Genomic DNA, 17737 nt, shown 5'->3' on the forward strand with positions numbered 1-17737 from the left:
CATCATGGCACGCAGCAAGGACAAGACTCCCAAACCCCACAAGGAACCCGGCCGCATCAAGCAGATGTGGCAGGTGTTCCAGATGACCCGGCGGTACGATTCCAAAATCGTTCCGCTCCTCCTCGTGGGCTTCTTCGTGCCGCTCGTGGCGTCGATCATCGTCGCGATCGTTGCGACGGACGGAAACGTTCTCACGCTGGTCCTCTGGATCATCGCCGGACTCCTCGCCGGGGTGCTCGCGGTGCTGATCATCCTCGGCCGTCGTGCCGAGAAGGCCGCCTATTCCCAGATCGAAGGCCAGCCCGGCGCCGTCGGCGCCGTGCTGCGCAGCTCCCTCAAGGGCGGCTGGGTCGGCAGCGAGATGCCCATCGCCGTCAACGGCAAGACCCAGGACGCGGTCTACCGTGCGGTCGGTCGCGGCGGCGTCGTCCTGATCAGCGAGGGCCCGCGCACCCGGACCGCGCGCATGCTCGAGGAGGAACGCCGCACGGTCACCCGTCTCGGCGGTCACGTGCCCGTCACAGTCCTCTCCGTCGGTCCGGACTCCGACGCCGTGCCGTTGCACAAGCTCGCGAGCCGTCTGCGCAAGATCAAGCCGAGCCTGACCAAGGCAGAGGTGCTCGCCGTCAACAACCGGCTGAGCTCGATCACGAAGAAGCTTCCGATCCCGAAGGGTGTCGATCCCACCAAGGCCCGCCCCCAGCGCGGCAACTAGGCGCGTCCACCCATCCATTCCGCACGTCAAGAACCCCTCGTCGTCACGACGAGGGGTTCTTGCGTCTGCCTGTCGGCGCGCGGCTCAGCCGCGGACGAGGACGGTTCCGGCGACCTTGTCGTGGAAGCCGCGCTGGTCGGAGTCCCAGACCAGTGCGGGGAATGCCAGGCCGAGAAGCACGGAACGCACAATCGGCCGCCACGGACCGACCCAGCCGCCCGCGAGGGGGATCACCCGGAGTCCGACGAGGCGGTGGCCGATGCTGCCGCCGATCGTCGGGATGAACACGACCTGGAGCAGGACATAGGTCCCGGTCACGACAAAACCGTTGTAGTCGAGGAACGTATAGCGGAACACCGTGAATGCCAGCGCCATCGCGAGGGCATAGTCGATCAGGAGTCCCAGCATCCGTCGCCCGGCGCGGCCGATGGACAGTGGGCCGGCGTCGGGAAGCCCGAGTCGCTCCCCCGGCCATCTGCTCGGCGGGAGCTGTCCGAAGGTGGTCGGTTGCGAGGCAGAGGGAGGCACGGGATGATCCTAGCCAAGGGCCCCGCCTGTAACATGTGAGAAACAAAGTCGTCACAGTTGAGTAATGCTGCCGTAATACTCTCTGGGTAGCCGCCGTGCGCGACTTTCTGTCATTAACGCCCTCGTCGTTTGGAGTAAAACCGCATGTTCCGCGATTCGTCAGAAGTACTCAAGTTCATCAAGGACACTGACGTCAAGTTTCTTGACATTCGCTTCACCGATCTTCCTGGTGTGCAGCAGCACTTCAACATCCCCGCGTCGACCGTCGATGAGGAATTCTTCACGGTCGGGCAGATGTTCGACGGTTCGTCGATCCGCGGCTTCGCGTCCATCCACGAGTCGGACATGCAGCTCATCCCGGACGTGACGACGGCATACGTCGATGCCTTCCGCGCCGAACGCACGCTCATTATGCTTTTCGACATCTACAACCCGCGTAACGGTGAGATCTACTCCAAGGATCCCCGCCAGGTCGCGAAGAAGGCCGAGAAGTACCTCGAGTCGACCGGCATCGCCGACACCGCGTTCTTCGCCCCCGAAGCCGAGTTCTACATCTTCGACGACGTGCGTTATGAAGTGAACCAGTACTCGAGCTTCTACGCCGTGGACTCCAGCGAAGGCGCCTGGAACTCCGGCAAGAAGGAAGAGGGCGGCAACCTCGCCAACAAGACCCCGTACAAGGGCGGATACTTCCCCGTCAGCCCCGTCGACCAGCACGTCGACATGCGTGACGACATCTGCCTCAAGCTCATCGACGCAGGCCTGATCCTCGAGCGCAGCCACCACGAGGTCGGCACCGGCGGACAGGGCGAGATCAACTACCGCTTCGACACCATGGTCCACGCGGCGGACGACCTGCTCAAGTTCAAGTACATCGTGAAGAACACGGCGCACGAGTGGGGCAAGACGGCGACGTTCATGCCCAAGCCGCTCTTCGGCGACAACGGTTCCGGTATGCACACCCACCAGTCCCTCTGGTCCGGCGGCAAGCCGTTGTTCTACGACGAGGCCGGCTACGGCGGACTCTCCGACATCGCCCGCTGGTACATCGGCGGCCTGCTCAAGCACGCCCCGGCCGTCCTCGCGTTCACCAACCCCTCGGTGAACTCGTACCACCGCCTCGTCCCCGGCTTCGAAGCCCCGGTCAACCTGGTCTACTCTGCCGGTAACCGCTCGGCCTCGATCCGCATCCCGATCACGGGCACCAACCCGAAGGCCAAGCGCATCGAGTTCCGCGCGCCCGACGCCTCCGGCAACCCGTACCTCGCCTTCGCCGCCCAGCTGATGGCCGGCCTCGACGGGATCAAGAACCGGATCGAGCCGCACGAGCCGGTCGACAAGGACCTCTACGAGCTCCCGCCCGAAGAAGCCAAGAACATCCCGCAGGTTCCCGCTTCCCTCGAGGAGGCGCTGCTGGCCCTCGAAGCCGACCACGACTTCCTCCTCGCCGGCAACGTGTTCACGCCCGAACTGATCGAGACCTGGGTCAGCTTCAAGCGCGAGCAGGAAATCAAGCCGCTCGCGCAGCGTCCGCACCCGTTCGAGTACGAACTGTACTACGGGGTCTAAACCGCACCGAGCCTGACCATAACGGGTCGTACCTCTCGGGGTACGGCCCGTTCGTCGTTCCCCGGTCAGCCGGCGAACGGGCCCGCGTGTTCGACGGGGCCGTAGAAGCGACGCTCGAACACGGCGCGGGCGCGCCGGGTGACGGCGAGGTAGTCGTCTTCGAGCCGGTTGGCGGAGCCCGGCGGGTATTCGAGGATGCGGGCGATGCCCTCGAGCTGGATGCGGTCGGTCGGGAGGGTGTCCGCAGTCCGGTTCATCCACAGGGTCATCGCGGACCGGCAGCGGGAGGCGAAGATCCACGCCGCCCGGAGGGTCTCGGCATCCGAGTCGCTCACGAGCCCGGCCCTGGCGGCGGCGTGCAGTGCACCGAGGGTCGAGTGCGTGCGCAGCTCGGGGATCGCCGCGGCGTGCTGCAACTGCAACAGCTGGACGAACCACTCGACGTCGCTGAGCGATCCGCGGCCGAGCTTGAGGTGCCGGTTCGGGTCTGCGCCCTGCGGTAACCGTTCCTTCTCGACGCGGGCCTTCATCCGTTTGATCTCCCGGACAGCCTGGTCGTCGATCGCGAGCGGGAAACGAACCGAGTCCGCGAGGGTCTCGAAGTCGGCAAGCAGCCGGGCATCGCCGGCGACGCCCCTGCCCCGCAGCAGCGCCTGCGCCTCCCAGGTCAGCGACCAGCGCCGGTAGTACGCCTCGTACGAGTCGAGGGATCGGGCGACGGGCCCGTTCTTGCCCTCCGGGCGCAGCCCGAGGTCGAGGTCGAGCGGCAGGCGGCTGTCCTCGGTGAGGCGTTTGAGTTCCCTCGCGATGAACATCGCCCGGGCATGCGCGGCCTCGCCGGTAAGTTTTCCGGCCCGGAACACGTACATCACGTCGGCGTCGGACCCGAAGCCCAGCTCGGCTCCCCCGAACCGGCCCATGCCGATCACGGCGAACTCGATGCCGTCCGCGTCGCCGTCGGGCTCGCCCCGGAGGCCGGTGCCGCGGATCGCCGCGGTGACGCCCTCGATCACGGTCGCGGTGACGTCGGTCAGGCCCGTCGCGAGCTGGTCGATGCTGATCCTGCCGAGGATGGACGAGAAGGCCAGGCGCAGGATCTCGCGGCGCCGCGCCGTACGGAGGACGGATGCCGCTGCTTCCGGCGTCTGGTGGCGTGCCAGGACCGCGCGGGACTCTGCGCGCAGCACGGCGAGGGGCCGCGGACGCAGGTCGTTCTCGTTCTCGAGCCATGCGACCGACTCCGGAATGGTTTCGAGGAGTTCGCCGACGAACCGGGACGAGGACAGCACCCGGGTCAGCCGTTCGGCGGCGCCGGAGGAGTCACGAAGCATCCGCAGGAACCAGTAGGTCGACCCGAGGCTGTCGCTGAGGCGCCGAAAGGCCAACAGGCCGTAGTCGGGGTCGGCACCCTCGGAGAACCACTGCAGGAGGACGGGAAGGAGGTGGCGCTGGATCGTCGCCCGACGGGAAACGCCCCCGGTGAGCGCGGCGATGTGGGCGAAGGCGCCCTTGGTGTCGCGGAAACCGATCGCCGCGAGCCTGGCCTCGGCCTGCGCGCTCGTGAGAACGAGCTCACCATCTGGCAGCGCGGCAACGGCGGAGAGCAAAGGCCGGTAGAAGAGGCGCTCGTGCAGTCCACGCACCCGGTGTTTGGTGTCCGCCCAGCGCGTGCTGAGCTGGGCGGCTCCCGAGGCGAGTCCGGTCGCCCGGGCGAGGATGCGCAGGCTCGCCTCGTCGCGCGGCACGAGGTGGGTACGTCGCAGGCGGTAGAGCTGCAGGCGGTGTTCCATCAACCGGAGGATCCGGTAGTCCTGCGAGAATTCCGCCGCTTCCGCGCGACCGACGTAGCCGGACTCGGCGAGGGCCGCGAGTGCGGGGAGGGTGCCGGCCTGTCGCACGTCTTCGTCGGCCTGGCCGTGAACGAGCTGGAGGAGCTGCACGGTGAACTCGATGTCGCGCAGCCCGCCGGGGCCGAGCTTGAGCTGGACATCGACCTCGTCGTCGGGGATGTTGTCGGTCACCCGTTCCCGCATCCGCTGCACAGACTCGACGAAGTTCTCCCGGCTGGCGCTCGTCCACACCTTCGGACCGACCGCGGCGAGGTACCGTTCACCGAGCCCGGCATGGCCGGCGAGCGGCCTCGCCTTGAGCAGGGCCTGGAATTCCCAGCTCTTCGCCCACCGCTCGTAATACGCGATGTGTGAGTCGAGGGAACGCACGAGCGCCCCCGACTTTCCCTCTGGACGCAGGTTCGGGTCGACCTCCCAGAGTTCGGGTTCGAGCGTCGGCTGGTTGAGGCCGCGCATCAGCAGGATCGCAAGCCTGGTTGCGATGTCGACCGCACGACCGGACTCGAGCCCGGTTTCGGGGTCTGCTTCCGCGACGAAGATGACGTCGACGTCGCTGACGTAGTTGAGCTCCCTCGCCCCGGCCTTGCCCATGCCGATCACGGCGAGCCGGGTGGAGCGCACCTGGTCGACGGGGAAGACGCCAGGGGCGGCAACGGGGGCAGCCACCATCGTTCGCGCGACGGCGAGGGACCCCTCCAGCGCGGCGGCGGCGAGATCGGACAGCGCCCTGGCGACACCGTCAAGGCCGGCGACGGGGTCAGCCTGTTCGAGATCGAAAGCGGCGACCTCCGCGAGCCTCCGCCGGTACCGCACCCGGAGCGCAACCCAGCCGGCGTCGTCGACGAGGGCAGCGAAGCCGTCGACGGCCCCGACCGAGGCGAGCAGATCCCTGGTGAGTTCCTCGGGGCCGGGAAGGGACCGTGAGCGGGTGGCCAGGACGCCGAGCTCCTCCGGGTGCCGCAGGAAGAAATCGGTCAGGCCGCGGGACGCGCCGAGCACGAGCAGGAGGCGCAGCGGAGCGCCCGGGCAGGCCAGGAGGGCCAGGAGCTCCGCCGGTGCCTGCCGCAGCAGGGCGATCAGGCCGGAGAGTGCTGCGTCCGGGCTCGCCGTGCGGGCGAGCAACGGCAAGAGTTCTGCCGAATCGGGCCCGCCCCTGGTGACGACCTCGTCGAGGCACGCCCGGACCTCACCGAGTTCAGCGAAGCCGACCCTCGCAAGTTCGGTGAGGGTCAGCGCCTCTCGCGCCATCGTGCGCTACAACATCTCGAGGTTCTTTTGCAGCTCGAATGGAGTGACCTGAGAGCGGTACTCCTTCCACTCCTGCCGTTTGTTGAGCAGCACGTAGTTGAACACGTGCTCGCCCAGGGTCTCGGCGACGAGTTCGGATTCCTCCATGAACTGGATGGCGTGGTCGAGGCTCGCAGGCAGCTGGCGGTAACCGAGTGCGCGGCGCTCGGTGTCGCTGAGCCCCCAGACGTTGTCCTCGGCTTCCGGAGGCAGCTCGTAGCCCTCTTCGATGCCCTTGAGGCCGGCAGCGAGCATGAGCGAGTATGCGAGGTACGGGTTCGCTGCGGAGTCGATCGCCCGGTATTCGATGCGGGAGCTGTTGCCCTTGTTCGGCTTGTACAGCGGCACGCGGATCAGCGCGGACCGGTTGTTGTGGCCCCAGCAGACGAAGCTCGGCGCCTCATCCCCGCCCCAGAGCCGCTTGTACGAGTTCACGAACTGGTTCGTGACTGCGGTGATCTCCGGTGCGTGCTTGAGCAGGCCCGCGATGAACTGACGCCCGGTGCGGGACAGCTGGTACTGCGCGCCCGCCTCGTAGAAGGCGTTCGTCTCGCCCTCGAAGAGGGACAGGTGGGTGTGCATGCCCGAGCCAGGCTGGTCGGACATCGGCTTCGGCATGAACGTCGCGTAGACGCCCTGCTCGATAGCGACCTCCTTGATGACGGTGCGGAAAGTCATGATGTTGTCGGCCGTCGAGAGGGCGTCCGCATACCGGAGGTCGATCTCGTTCTGGCCGGGGCCGGCCTCGTGGTGGCTGAACTCCACCGAAATGCCGAGCTCCTCGAGCATCCGCACGGAACGGCGCCGGAAGTCGTGGGCGGTTCCGCCGGGGACGTTGTCGAAGTATCCGGCGGAGTCGACGGGCACCGGCCCGTCCTTGCCGAACTTCGACGACTTCAGGAGGTAGAACTCGATTTCAGGATGCGTGTAGAACGTGAAGCCGCGATCCGCCGCTTTCGCAAGCGTGCGCTTGAGCACGTTGCGCGGGTCGGCAACCGCGGGCTGACCGTCGGGGGTCGTGATATCGCAGAACATGCGTGCGGTCGGGTCGACTTCGCCCCGCCACGGCAGAATCTGGAACGTTGTGGGATCCGGATGTGCGAGGACATCCGCTTCGAAGGACCGGGTCAGGCCCTCGATGGCCGAGCCGTCAAAACCGAGACCCTCTGCGAATGCGCCCTCGACCTCGGCCGGTGCGATCGCCACCGATTTCAGGGTGCCGACGACGTCCGTGAACCAGAGACGAATGAACTTGATGCCCCGTTCCTCGATGGTACGAAGAACGAAGTCGCGCTGCTTGTCCATCCACGCCCTTTCTTGTTGATCACTAGGTTACTGGCTGTCGTGACCTCGCGTGCGAAAACGGCCCCGGCGGGCGGAATCGGCCGCTGGCTACACTGGAGGCATGCCAGAGTCGACCGCGTCAGATGCTCCCCGTTCCGTCAATGACCTGAATCCCTTCGTTCCCGCCCCCGCAGGACCCAAGCGGGTGCGGACCCGCCATTTCTCGAACGCGAAACAGCATGGAATCCCGATTACCGGCCTGACCAGCTACGACATGCTCACGGCGCAGATTTTCGACCAGGCCGGGATCGATTTCCTCCTGGTCGGAGACTCGGCGGGGAACAATGTCTTCGGCTACGAGACCACTCTTCCCGTCACCGTCGACGAGCTGATCCCGCTCACCCGTGCAGTCGCCCGCGCCGTCACCCGCGCCCTTGTCGTCGCTGACATGCCCTTCGGCTCCTACGAGACCGGCCAGACGGAGGCCCTCCATACCGCGGTGCGGTTCATGAAGGAAGCACAGGCCCACGCGGTCAAGCTCGAGGGCGGGGTGCGCAGCCACAAGCAGATCAAGAGAATCGTGACGAGCGGTATCCCCGTGATGGCCCACATCGGTTTCACACCGCAGAGCGAACACGGTCTCGGCGGCCACATCATCCAGGGCCGCGGCGACGCCGCGGAGAAGCTCCTCGAAGACGCCCTCGCCGTGCAGGACGCCGGCGCGTTCGCCGTCGTCCTCGAGATGGTTCCGGCGACCGTGGCCGCGGAGGTCACCAGCAAGCTCGAGATCCCGACGATCGGTGTGGGGGCAGGACCAGACGTCGACGGCCAGCTGCTGGTCTGGACAGACTTCGCCGGCATGACCGAGGGCCGCGTGCCGCGTTTCGTGCGGCAGTACGCCAACGTGCGCAGCGTCCTCACGGATGCCGTGCACCAGTTCAAGTCAGACGTCGAGAGCGGCGTGTACCCCGGGCCGGAACACAGCTACGAATAGCTGTCAGCGGTCCTCCGCAGCGTCCTCCGCCGACCATTTCGCGCTGTTCGCGCGGAGCTTCTCCAGTGCGTGGGCTGCCTCGTCGCGGGTGGGGAACGGCCCGACCCGATCGACGGCGAGAGAGACCATTCCCTCCTCGACGGCGCCCGTGCGCAGGTTGTACCAGAACTGGTGCTCAGTATCTTCGGCCATAAGCTAGATCCTATGCCTAAGGATTCCGCCGGTCACCTCTTGCCAGGCCCGGTATCCCCCATCCGTCCCGTCCCCGCCAGGATCCCCCGTCCGGAATACGTCGGCCACGCCGCACCGGCGCGATTCACCGGTTCCGACGTCTACCCCGCCGCGAAGATCGAACTGATCCGTGAGGCCGGCCGGATCGCCGCGGAGGCGATCGAAGCCGTCGGCCGGGGCATCCGCCCGGGCGTGACCACGGAAGAACTCGACCGGATCGGACACCAATTCCTGATCGAGCATGACGCGTACCCCTCCACGCTCGGCTACCGGGGCTATCCCAAGTCGCTGTGCAGCTCGGTCAACGAGGTCATCTGCCACGGCATCCCCGACACGACGATCCTCGAAGACGGAGACATCGTCAACATCGACATCACCGCCTTCAAGAACGGCGTCCACGGGGACACCAACGTCACGTTCATCGTCGGGGAGGCGAGCGAAGCGGTGACGCTCCTCGTCGAACGCACGAAGGAGGCCCTCGCCCGCGGTATCAAGGCCGTCGCCCCCGGGCGTCAGGTCAACGTGATCGGCCGGACCATCGAGTCATACGCCAAGCGGTTCGGCTACGGCGTCGTTCGGGACTTCACCGGCCACGGGGTCGGCGAGGCCTTCCACTCCGGCCTGATCGTCCCCCACTACGACTCTGCCCCGCAGTACGACACCGTGATGGAGGTCGGCATGGTCTTCACGATCGAGCCGATGCTCACACTCGGCGGCACGGACTGGGACATGTGGGCGGATGACTGGACCGTGACGACCAGGGACAAGAGCATCACCGCCCAGTTCGAGCACACCCTTGTCGTGACCGAACGCGGCGCAGAGGTCTTGACCCTCCCCTAGACGGTAGGTTTTCTACTATGAGTTCTCAGACGGCCATCGGCATCGACATCGGCGGGACCGGCATCAAGGGGGCACTCGTCGATCTTGCGACGGGCGCGCTGCTGACCGACCGCGTCAAGCTCCCCACGCCCAAGGGCGGGCGCCCTGCCGACATCGTCGAGACGACCCGCGTCATCCTCGAAAGGGTCAGTGCCATTGCTGGCGTGACGGATGTCCCCGTCGGCATCTGCTTCCCCGCGATCGTCAGGCACGGACGGACGATGTCGGCCGCCAACGTGTCCAAGAAATGGATCGGCCTCGAGGCCGCGGCCCTGTTCGCAAGGAGCCTCGGCGCACCCATCACGTTCGTGAACGACGCGGATGCCGCGGGGTACGCCGAATCCCAGTTCGGTGCCGCGCAGGGGGTGGAGGGCGTGGTGATCCTGACCACCCTCGGCACCGGCATCGGCACGGCGCTCCTGAACGACGGGGTGCTCGTGCCCAACACCGAACTCGGTCACCTGCAGATCGACGGAGTCGACTACGAGACCCGCGCCTCGTACTCCGCGCGGGAACGGGAGAATCTCTCCTGGTCGGCCTGGGCGGCACGCCTGCAGAAGTACTACTCCACGCTCGAGGCGCTCTTCTCCCCCGACCTGTTCGTCGTCGGCGGCGGCGTCTCCAAGCACCACGACGATTTCCTGCCCCTGCTCGCGCTGCACACGCCGATCGTCCCGGCCGTGCACAAGAACAACGCCGGCATTCTCGGGGCTGCGGCCCTCGCCGTGAAAGACCTGGACTAGACCAGGACCGGTCTCGTCCCGTGGCCGGGTGACGGCACCCCGTGGGGGAAGCGGCCCCAACGGGGAAAAGGGGAATGGGCCGGCTGGTACGCCGGGTTCTGTCCCGGTTTTCACCGGGGACGGCCATCTATCTCGGGACTACGTTGCCGCAGCCCTCTAGCGGTCTACCCGGAAACTCGGCGAGCCGCCTTAACGTTTCCTGTGTGACCTTGCTCCGGACGAGGTTTACCGAGCCGACCAGGTCACCCTGGCCTCTGGTGGTCTCTTACACCACCGTTTCACCCTTACCACCGAAAAACGGTGGCGGTCTACTTTCTGTGGCACTGTCTCGCGGGTTACCCCGGGTGGGTGTTACCCACCGCCCTGCTCTGTGGAGCCCGGACGTTCCTCGGCAGCCGCTCCCCCGAAGGGAACCGGCTGACGCGGCCGTCTTGCCGACCCATTCTTCCTCCCAGACTACAGGATCAGATTCCGGACTCCTCCGTGCGCACAAGGATCGCACCACAATCCGGGCAGAACAGCACCTCGTCGGCCGCAGACGACCGCACGGACTCGAGGTCGCTTCCGGTGAGGGTGATGGTGCATCCGCTGCAGGTGCGCTGGCGCAACAGCGCGGCAGCGTTCCCGTGGCCGCTCACGAAGAGCTTCTCGTAGAGGCTCGCGAGATCCGGCGCGATCGTCCCTGCGATCACGGCCCGGTCGCGGCGGAGTTCCTCGAGCTGGCGGTGCAGGGTGGCGAGGTCGGCGTCGCGTGAGGTCTCGGTCTCCTCGACTCGGGCGGCCAGCGCGTCCCGTTCCGCTTCGACGACCGCAACAGCGGATTCACGTTCCTCGAGGCGCTCCATCACGGCGATCTCGATCTCTTCGAGGGCGAGCAGCCGTTTGCGGAGTGCGGCGAGTTCGGTGTCGAGCGCCTGGACGTCCTTGACCGAACTCGTCGTCTGCAGGCGTTCGTCGTCGCGCTTGATGCGCTTCTCGACGACCTCGACGTCGGACTCGATCCGGTTCAGTTCGAGACGAACGTCCTCGACTTCTCCGTGGAGAGTCGTGAGGTTCATCCGGGTCTTGTCCGCGGTTCCGGCGAGTGCGGTGAGTTCGGCGTGCTGGGCGAGCGCCCTGGTCTGGTGGTCGACCTGCTGGAGCCTGATGTCGAGAGCCTGGAGCCGGAGCAGTTCCTTCTGCTCGATGGGGGATGCCTTCACTTGAGTCCTGACCTTCACGGGTATTGAGTTCGACCGGCCCGGTGGCCGGATACTGTCGGTGGGGTTGTGCAGGTTACTGCACGATGACGAAGTCCCACGGGTCCGTGCGCAGATCGCTCACGTCCACCCGTAGTCCCGGAAAAGCGTTCCGCAACGCGTCGGCGGCGGTGTCGAGCCACAACCACTCGCTCGCCCAGTGTGACACGTCGATCAGCGCCGGTGTGTTTCCGTCGAGCAGCGCCTGTTCCCTCGCCTCGGAGGCCGGGTGATGACGGAGGTCGGCGGTGATGTAGACATCCGCGGCCAGCACGGACGGAACGCTGAGCAGGGAGTCCCCCGCTCCACCGCAGAGCGCGACAGAGCGAACCGGTGCGGTGTACTCCCCCGAGACGCGGATCCCGGAGGCTGTCGCGGGCAGGATCGTCGCGAGGCGCCGGGCGAGCTGGCCGAGTGTGGTCGGAGTCCCGAGCAGCCCGACCCGCCCGATACCGGTCCCTGGCACGGTTCCCGCGGTGATCGGCTGGGCGTCCACGAGTCCGAGTCGCGACGCGAGGACGTCGGAGACACCGTCGACGACGACATCCGCGTTCGTGTGCGCGGCGAGGAGTGCGCAGTCCGACCGGATCAACCTGGCCAGGAGGGCACCCTTGTACCGGTCCTCTGCGATGGACGTGACTCCGCGAAGAAGGAGCGGATGGTGGACGAGAAGGAGGTCGGCACCGACCTCGATCGCCTCATCGACGGTCGCGGAGACGGCGTCGACCGCGAGGAGGACGGAATCGACCCGGTTCGACGGGTCGCCGCTCACGAGTCCGGGTGCATCCCACGTCTCCGCACCCGACAACGGCCAGAGCTCGTGGACGGTCCGGGTGATCTCTGCGAGCGAATAGGACACCCCGTCAGCCTACCCGTGCGCTACGCCGGCCATTCTCAGGGCGCCGACTCGCAGGCGCCGGTCTCACGACACCCACCCGGCGACCCGTGGACTCACCCCGCGGACGCCGGGGTCCTGGCGTTCTCCTGCCTGCGGATCGCCGGAATGCCCGCGAGGAGGGGTGTCGCGAGGCCCAGGGCGAAGACGATCAGGACGCCGGGGTTCGTCGCCGCGAATTCCCCGCCGGGGTCGATGCCGAGTGGTTCAAAGAGGTATCCCTGCCAGGCCGACCAGCCCTCCCCCGGGACGAGAAGCCCCCAGCCGACCACGCTGAAGACGACGAAGGCGGCCAGATTGACCCAGCGCACGTCCGCATACGCTCCACCGCGCTTCAGGAGGCTGCGGGTGTCGTACCGATTGGCGCGCACGAACGTCTCGGCGGAGAACAGCCCCGACCAGGCCGCGACCGGGATCGCGAGGGTCAGTGGCACGGTGAGGAACGCCGCCCGGACACCCAACCCACCGGACGGCAGGAGGAGCAGTGCCGCGCCCATCGCCGTGAGAGCGACTCCCGCGGCCCGAGGGAGCCCGGAGGACAGCGCCGCGGCCGCCAGGCCGCCCGAGTACAACGTCAGGATCAGTGCGGAGAGCACGGTGACCGTTCCGAGCAGAAGCAACGGCCATTCGAGACCGGCGGGCAGGAGCGCGGCGAGCGTTCCGACCGGGTCGACGGCGAGGTCTGCTCCCCGCTGGCCCTGGGACGAGACGAGCAGTGCCCCCCAGGAGGCGAGGACGAGGGCAGGTACCCCGACCCCCGCGAGGAGCCAGAGAACCGCATTCGATCCGGAACCGGACCTGCCCTGATAGCGTGCAAGGTCTGCGCCGCTCGACGCCCAGGCGAGTCCCAGGTAGGCGAACACGAGGGTGACCCCGCCGAACACCGTGAAACCGCTTCCATCCGGAACAGTGAGCGCCGAGCCCACGTCGACGAGTCCGGCCGAGAGCACCATCACCGCGATCACCAGGGCGGCACCTGCGACGGCGAGCACGGCCTGGACGGAGCGGATGAGCGCATAGCCGAAGAGCGCGACCACGGTCGCCACGATCAGGACCGCCAGCGCGGGGAGCGGAACGGACCCGTCCCTGGTTCCACCTGCCAGCGTCGGCGGCCTCGTTGCTGCGGTCACGGCCCGGCCCAGGATGGCGAGGAGCAGTGCGCCCCAGGCCATCCGGACAAGCAGGGCGAACACGGTGGGAACGACGTTTCCGATCACGCCGAACGTTGCCCGCGACAGCATGACCATCGACTGCCCGTTGCGCCGACCGGCCAGGGTTCCCAGGCCGAGCGGGATCAGGGAGAGCACGATGCCGAGCACGGTGACGAGTACGACCTGGCGGATGCTGAGTCCGAGGTAGGCGAGGCGCGCACCGACCGCGACGCTGACGACGGATGCCATGACCGCGAACCAGAGACGGAAGACCCGGCTTCCGCGTCCGACCCGGTTCACCACCGGGGTCGGAGCCTGTGCGTAACGCTCGATCACGAGCCGCGGCTCCTCGGCGAGAGCGGCATCGACGAGGACGATTTCGTCGTCGCTGACCCGTGGACTCGCCACGGGCGCGGCCACCCCCGTCGGTACGTCGTCGGCGTCGTCGGGCAGGTCGTCGTCGACTCCGAAGCCGACGATCTCGGTCGCGGCCGTCCTCGGCGCGCTCCCGTCCAGTGGCGTGATTCCCAGTTCGATCACGGCCGGTGACTCCACCGTGAGCGCGTCGTCGTCAGCCGGGGAGGCGGGTTCGGGCGGAACGGGGCCGTCCTGCCCCCTCGGGTACCTGTCGGACATGCCCCGAGTGTAGCCAGATGCCCGAAATCGCGGCAGGTCTACCAGCCGAGGGTGCCCGGCTCCCCCTTGAACGGCCCGACGACCCGCGAGGTGATCCAACCGCCATAGAAGGATCCGGCCTGCGCGTGGACGACTTCACCGTCGACAGTGCAAAGATCCATCCGCCCCGGATACAGTGCGATCCGGCCCGCGAGCGATTCGAACCCAGGCTCGGGCTCAGGGTAGGTCCAGGCAGCGCCGACGGCACGAGCAGTGCCGGACACGACGGTCAGGTATGACGCGGTTCCCTTGTATTCGCACACCGATCGGCCGTCCGCCGGCACGAGAGAACCGGGGCGGAAGGCATCGCGGGGAAGGTAATACGCCGGAGGGTGGCTCGTCTCGAGCACGCGGACCGCGTTTTCGGTGCGCGCGATCTCGAGCCCACCGAAGCGGATCACCACTTCCTCGGAGACGGGCTCGACCCTGGGCGGGCGCGGGTAGTCCCACACCGATTCCTGGCCGGGACCGGGGACGACCCTGTCCCTGTGTGCGGATGTCATCGGGCCATAGTAGCCCGGCGGTCCGGCGGCGGGCTGGCAGTGCACCCCGGGCGTACACTGCGGGCATGACGGAGAACGTGATCGTTGCGATTGACGGCGGGCCGGCCAGTGCTGCAGCCCTGGATTGGGCGATCACCCGAGCGGTCGACCGCTCGTCCGCCGAATCGGACGCACAACCGATCGAGCTCGAACTCACGACCGTCGTCGAGCTGGGTTGGTCGCCGCACGACGTCGCCCTCAGCTTCCAGCCTGCCTACGAACGCGCGCTGGCCGCGGCGACCCATGAAGTGGAACGCCGGGCTCCGGGGTGCCGCAGGACGAGCTACATCCGACACGGTGTCCCCGTCGACGAGCTCGTCAGGGCATCCGCTTCTGCGGACCTGATGGTGATCGGCTCGAACAAGACCGGGCTCCTGACCGGCGCCGTCTACGGGACGCTCCCCCTCCGCCTCGCGGCGCACGCGCACTGCCCGGTCGTCGTCGTTCCGGCGACGTGGCGACCGCGGATCGGCCCTGTCGTCGTCGGGTTCGACGACGACCCCGCCGGCACGGAAGCCCTCGACTGGGCTGCCGACGAAGCGGTCAGGCTCGGGCGCGGACTCCGGATCGTGCACTCCTGGTCGATTCCGATGACGGTTGCGATCGACCTCGGCGCGACGGTGCCGTTCGAAGCGCTCCGCGAAGCCAATGCCGAAGCGCTCGCGATCACGGCCCAACGGGTGCGGGACGCCCGTCCAGGACTCGACGTCGTCGAGATCCTCGACACCGGGCCGGCCGCCCCTGCACTCGTCGATGCGTCCGCCGAGGCTGAACTGCTCGTGGTCGGCACGCACGGACGCGGCTCGGTCGGGAGCCTCATCCTGGGCTCGGTGAGCCACGACGTGCTGCTCAACCTGCCCTGCCCGATCGTGGTCATTCCGCGCCGAATCGACGGGACGTCGTCAAGCGGTCAGACGGGACGTCCTCAGTAGTCGAATTCGTCGAACTGGGGAGCATCGAGACCGTCGCCGGTCCAAGCACCCTGGGGCACCGCCATCGGAGCGAGCGCCTTCCTGCGCAGGCCCGCGGTGATGTCGGTATCGACGAGTTCGCGGAAACCTGTCGGGGACGTGACGCTCGTCAACTGGCTCGCCGCGCCGATCAGGAACTGGGCCCTCCCGACCTGACCGCTGTCGCCGATGACGGGAATGTCGACAACTTCGACCTGGCCTCGGGTACTCAGTCTCTCGGCATACTGCATGACAGCATCGGCAAGGTCACTCCCGGTTACGACGGATCCCCCTGCGTGGAATATGCGCTTCATCGTCTTCCCTCACTGGCTCAGTGAACTGTCCATGTGCAGCCAGGGTCCGGGGCGCAACCCCAGTATATGCAGAACCGGTTCAGAGGCGAAGGGTGCGATCGACGACGGCCGCGGATACTTCGGCGAGCGGCCTGTTGTGGCTCCTGGCGTAGTCACGGAGCATCGTGAACGCCTCGCTCATGTCGACGTCGTGCATGAACGCGATGACGCCCTTGGCCTGTTCGATCACGACGCGGCTGTTGAGCGCGTGCTGGAGCTGTGCGCGAGCGATGTCGCTCTCGCGGATCGCGCGTTCCTGCAGGATTCCGATCGTCGCCGTGTCCGCGAGGGCCTGAACGGTGCGCAGGTCCTCCGCGCCAAGGCCGCCGAGACGGTCCCAGAAAAGATTGAGTGAGCCGATGGTCGTCGCCCGCAGGTGCAGGGGAACGGCGTGCATCGAGAGGAATCCCTGTTCGAGTGCACCCGCACGGAAGAGGGGCCATTTCGGGGCGACGACGTCGAGGTCGGGAATGGCGACAGCGGCACCGGTCGTCACGCACTCGACGCAGGGACCGGCGCCCGCTCGCAGCTGGAGGATTTCGACCAGCCGGGTGCGCTCGTTGGTGGAGGCCACGACCTCGAAGTCTCCGTGACCGGCCGAGAGGATGATACCCACCGCGGACGCTCCGAAGAGGAGCGCGCACCGCTCGACGAGAGTCTGCAGGAGGTCGACGACGTCGTAGCCGACGACGAGCGTGTCGGCCAGCGTGACGAACGTCTCGACGAGCTGACCCTCCCGGGATTGTGTGACCATGTTGTAATCCTAAGGTGCGATAACCGTGGAGAAATCAATTTTCCGGGCGACCACATCGTGTGCGACGGACCGCACCGATCGTCCGTTTGAGAAAGCGTAACCACGGAGGAGCACCAATGCATCCGTGGCGGAGAGATTCAGCTGGGCAAGGATCATCCCCGTGGCCTGGTGGATCACGCGGCGCGAGAATCCCTCGGCTTCCGGTTGCGTCGGGGCGGCAGGGTTCGGTCCGCCGGCATCCAGTCGCTCCGGATCCTGTTCCACGGAGACGTGGTCTCGAAGCGCCCGGCGCAACACGACCCGGGCGACGATATCCGCGAGTTCCGTTGCGTCGGCGACGGCCTCCGGCGGCAACGGGCCGGCAACGGACGAGTAGAGGTCGACGGCGCCGATCTCGAGCGTTCCGATGACGAGAGGGAAGGCGAACAGTCCCCCGACGTCCGCGTCGTCGAGTGCCGCGCGAAACATCGGCCAGGCCGGATTCTGCTCGAGGCGGATGTCCGGCGAGAGGACCGGGCGCCGGGTCGCGAGCGCCCGCCAGCACGGTCCCTCGCCGAGATCGAATTGCAGTTCGTCGATCCGGGCGGCGAACGCGTCGCTCGCGCTGATCGTCTCGGTCCCGAAGGGCGCGCCGAGGGTGGAGATCGCTGCTCCATCGATGGGGAGCACTCTCAGGAACGGGGCGCAGAGCTCCGTGCCGGAGTCGTCCCAGGCTTCGAGTTCCCGGGCGGCAGTATCGAATGCCGCACGGCTAACGGGGGACACGGGCCGGGTCCTGTGCCCCGGGGGCATGCCTGTTGCGGCCGACCGGGACATCCACTCGCAGATCACTCCACAGGAGAGCCACTGGCACACACGACCTTTCGGCTCCCGGAGGAGCGACCGGTTCACACGGGAGTCCCGGCAGGACTCACCGAATTACCCCAAGCCTAACCCGTGAGACCAGATCCCGGTCAACCAGGGAATCACTCTCGGACACCCCGAGGTGCTGACCTACTGGTGGGCCCTACCGGGCTCGAACCGATGACATCCACGGTGTAAACGTGGCGCTCTACCAACTGAGCTAAAGGCCCCTGCGTATCGACTTCCGCCGGGGTTG

Annotated in this window: 17 protein-coding genes, 1 tRNA gene and 1 other RNA gene; 6 read left to right on the plus strand and 13 right to left on the minus strand. The window is 67.2% G+C overall.

Features of this window, described 5'->3' with window-relative positions; genetic code table 11:
* Positions 1-4: 4 nt before the first annotated feature.
* Positions 5-715: a DUF4191 domain-containing protein gene (locus E3O50_RS04655; RefSeq protein ID WP_134446506.1), complete on the plus strand. Its 711-nt coding sequence runs from the start codon at positions 5-7 to the stop codon at positions 713-715.
* An 84-nt stretch (positions 716-799) separates the two neighbouring features.
* Here the strand turns inward: E3O50_RS04655 and E3O50_RS04660 are convergent, their stop codons facing one another.
* Positions 800-1243 carry an RDD family protein gene (locus tag E3O50_RS04660; protein ID WP_134446505.1) on the minus strand — a complete coding sequence of 148 codons (444 nt, stop codon included), beginning with the start codon at positions 1241-1243 and terminating at the stop codon, positions 800-802.
* Between the two features lie 144 nt (positions 1244-1387).
* On the opposite strand from E3O50_RS04660, the gene glnA (E3O50_RS04665) reads away from it, so the two are divergent.
* Complete coding sequence (glnA, locus tag E3O50_RS04665) at positions 1388-2812, plus strand: type I glutamate--ammonia ligase (protein WP_134558421.1); 1425 nt, start codon at positions 1388-1390, stop codon at positions 2810-2812.
* A 65-nt stretch (positions 2813-2877) separates the two neighbouring features.
* On the opposite strand, the gene E3O50_RS04670 is transcribed toward glnA (E3O50_RS04665), so the two are convergent.
* Both E3O50_RS04670 and glnA (E3O50_RS04675) read right to left on the minus strand, forming a co-directional pair.
* Positions 2878-5910 (minus strand): bifunctional [glutamine synthetase] adenylyltransferase/[glutamine synthetase]-adenylyl-L-tyrosine phosphorylase, encoded by a 3033-nt coding sequence (locus E3O50_RS04670; RefSeq protein WP_134558422.1) that lies wholly within the window; start codon positions 5908-5910, stop codon positions 2878-2880.
* A gap of 6 nt (positions 5911-5916) precedes the next feature.
* Positions 5917-7254, minus strand: coding sequence for a type I glutamate--ammonia ligase (gene glnA, locus E3O50_RS04675; protein WP_134446491.1), 1338 nt, complete (start codon positions 7252-7254; stop codon positions 5917-5919).
* 100 nt (positions 7255-7354) lie between these two features.
* On the opposite strand from glnA (E3O50_RS04675), the gene panB reads away from it, so the two are divergent.
* The gene (panB, locus tag E3O50_RS04680) at positions 7355-8227 is read left to right on the plus strand and encodes a 3-methyl-2-oxobutanoate hydroxymethyltransferase (protein WP_134446490.1); all 873 of its coding nucleotides are present in this window, start codon (positions 7355-7357) and stop codon (positions 8225-8227) included.
* Between the two features lie 3 nt (positions 8228-8230).
* On the opposite strand, the gene E3O50_RS04685 is transcribed toward panB, so the two are convergent.
* Positions 8231-8419, minus strand: coding sequence for an SPOR domain-containing protein (locus E3O50_RS04685; protein WP_134558423.1), 189 nt, complete (start codon positions 8417-8419; stop codon positions 8231-8233).
* Positions 8420-8431: 12 nt separating this feature from the next.
* Here E3O50_RS04685 and map point away from each other — a divergent pair, with 12 nt between their 5' ends.
* A complete protein-coding gene (map, locus tag E3O50_RS04690; RefSeq protein ID WP_134558424.1) occupies positions 8432-9298 on the plus strand; it encodes a type I methionyl aminopeptidase in 867 nt (288 codons plus the stop codon).
* A gap of 17 nt (positions 9299-9315) precedes the next feature.
* Entirely contained in the window at positions 9316-10080 is a 765-nt protein-coding gene (gene ppgK, locus E3O50_RS04695; protein WP_134446487.1) for a polyphosphate--glucose phosphotransferase, read from the plus strand.
* Positions 10081-10151: 71 nt separating this feature from the next.
* Here ppgK and rnpB read toward each other — a convergent pair.
* The 5 genes from rnpB to E3O50_RS04720 form a co-directional block, all read right to left on the minus strand.
* Positions 10152-10522: RNase P RNA component class A (gene rnpB / locus E3O50_RS04700), an RNA gene on the minus strand.
* A gap of 22 nt (positions 10523-10544) precedes the next feature.
* Entirely contained in the window at positions 10545-11282 is a 738-nt protein-coding gene (locus E3O50_RS04705) for a C4-type zinc ribbon domain-containing protein (RefSeq protein ID WP_134446486.1), read from the minus strand.
* 73 nt (positions 11283-11355) lie between these two features.
* Positions 11356-12177, minus strand: coding sequence for a Nif3-like dinuclear metal center hexameric protein (locus tag E3O50_RS04710; protein ID WP_134558425.1), 822 nt, complete (start codon positions 12175-12177; stop codon positions 11356-11358).
* Positions 12178-12269: 92 nt separating this feature from the next.
* A complete protein-coding gene (locus E3O50_RS04715) occupies positions 12270-14000 on the minus strand; it encodes a cytosine permease (RefSeq protein WP_134558426.1) in 1731 nt (576 codons plus the stop codon).
* 38 nt (positions 14001-14038) lie between these two features.
* A complete protein-coding gene (locus tag E3O50_RS04720) occupies positions 14039-14542 on the minus strand; it encodes a DUF427 domain-containing protein (protein ID WP_134446483.1) in 504 nt (167 codons plus the stop codon).
* Between the two features lie 65 nt (positions 14543-14607).
* Here E3O50_RS04720 and E3O50_RS04725 point away from each other — a divergent pair, with 65 nt between their 5' ends.
* A complete protein-coding gene (locus E3O50_RS04725) occupies positions 14608-15513 on the plus strand; it encodes a universal stress protein (protein WP_166790607.1) in 906 nt (301 codons plus the stop codon).
* On the opposite strand, the gene E3O50_RS04730 is transcribed toward E3O50_RS04725, so the two are convergent.
* The 4 genes from E3O50_RS04730 to E3O50_RS04745 all read right to left on the minus strand — a co-directional run bounded on the left by E3O50_RS04730 (position 15507) and on the right by E3O50_RS04745 (position 17711).
* Positions 15507-15845, minus strand: a complete 339-nt coding sequence (locus tag E3O50_RS04730) for a hypothetical protein (RefSeq protein WP_134446481.1) — start codon at positions 15843-15845, stop codon at positions 15507-15509. The genes E3O50_RS04725 and E3O50_RS04730 overlap by 7 nt on opposite strands.
* A gap of 79 nt (positions 15846-15924) precedes the next feature.
* Positions 15925-16638 (minus strand): GAF and ANTAR domain-containing protein, encoded by a 714-nt coding sequence (locus tag E3O50_RS04735; protein WP_134446480.1) that lies wholly within the window; start codon positions 16636-16638, stop codon positions 15925-15927.
* 9 nt (positions 16639-16647) lie between these two features.
* Positions 16648-17403 carry a GAF and ANTAR domain-containing protein gene (locus tag E3O50_RS04740; RefSeq protein WP_241975257.1) on the minus strand — a complete coding sequence of 252 codons (756 nt, stop codon included), beginning with the start codon at positions 17401-17403 and terminating at the stop codon, positions 16648-16650.
* 232 nt (positions 17404-17635) lie between these two features.
* Positions 17636-17711, minus strand: a tRNA-Val gene (locus tag E3O50_RS04745).
* Between the last annotated feature and the right edge of the window lie 26 nt (positions 17712-17737).

The organism is Cryobacterium sp. MDB1-18-1, from assembly GCF_004402735.1.
Lineage (GTDB): Bacteria > Actinomycetota > Actinomycetes > Actinomycetales > Microbacteriaceae > Cryobacterium > Cryobacterium glucosi.

Coding starts and splice junctions, on each gene's coding strand:
- E3O50_RS04725 (WP_166790607.1), top strand. CDS start 14,608: ATGACGGAGAACGTGATCGTTGCGATTGACGGCGGGCCGGCCAGTGCT.
- glnA (WP_134446491.1), bottom strand. CDS start 7,254: ATGGACAAGCAGCGCGACTTCGTTCTTCGTACCATCGAGGAACGGGGC.
- E3O50_RS04720 (WP_134446483.1), bottom strand. CDS start 14,542: ATGACATCCGCACACAGGGACAGGGTCGTCCCCGGTCCCGGCCAGGAA.
- E3O50_RS04730 (WP_134446481.1), bottom strand. CDS start 15,845: ATGAAGCGCATATTCCACGCAGGGGGATCCGTCGTAACCGGGAGTGAC.
- E3O50_RS04685 (WP_134558423.1), bottom strand. CDS start 8,419: ATGGCCGAAGATACTGAGCACCAGTTCTGGTACAACCTGCGCACGGGC.
- E3O50_RS04670 (WP_134558422.1), bottom strand. CDS start 5,910: ATGGCGCGAGAGGCGCTGACCCTCACCGAACTTGCGAGGGTCGGCTTC.
- E3O50_RS04735 (WP_134446480.1), bottom strand. CDS start 16,638: ATGGTCACACAATCCCGGGAGGGTCAGCTCGTCGAGACGTTCGTCACG.
- ppgK (WP_134446487.1), top strand. CDS start 9,316: ATGAGTTCTCAGACGGCCATCGGCATCGACATCGGCGGGACCGGCATC.
- E3O50_RS04715 (WP_134558426.1), bottom strand. CDS start 14,000: ATGTCCGACAGGTACCCGAGGGGGCAGGACGGCCCCGTTCCGCCCGAA.
- glnA (WP_134558421.1), top strand. CDS start 1,388: ATGTTCCGCGATTCGTCAGAAGTACTCAAGTTCATCAAGGACACTGAC.
- panB (WP_134446490.1), top strand. CDS start 7,355: ATGCCAGAGTCGACCGCGTCAGATGCTCCCCGTTCCGTCAATGACCTG.
- E3O50_RS04655 (WP_134446506.1), top strand. CDS start 5: ATGGCACGCAGCAAGGACAAGACTCCCAAACCCCACAAGGAACCCGGC.
- map (WP_134558424.1), top strand. CDS start 8,432: ATGCCTAAGGATTCCGCCGGTCACCTCTTGCCAGGCCCGGTATCCCCC.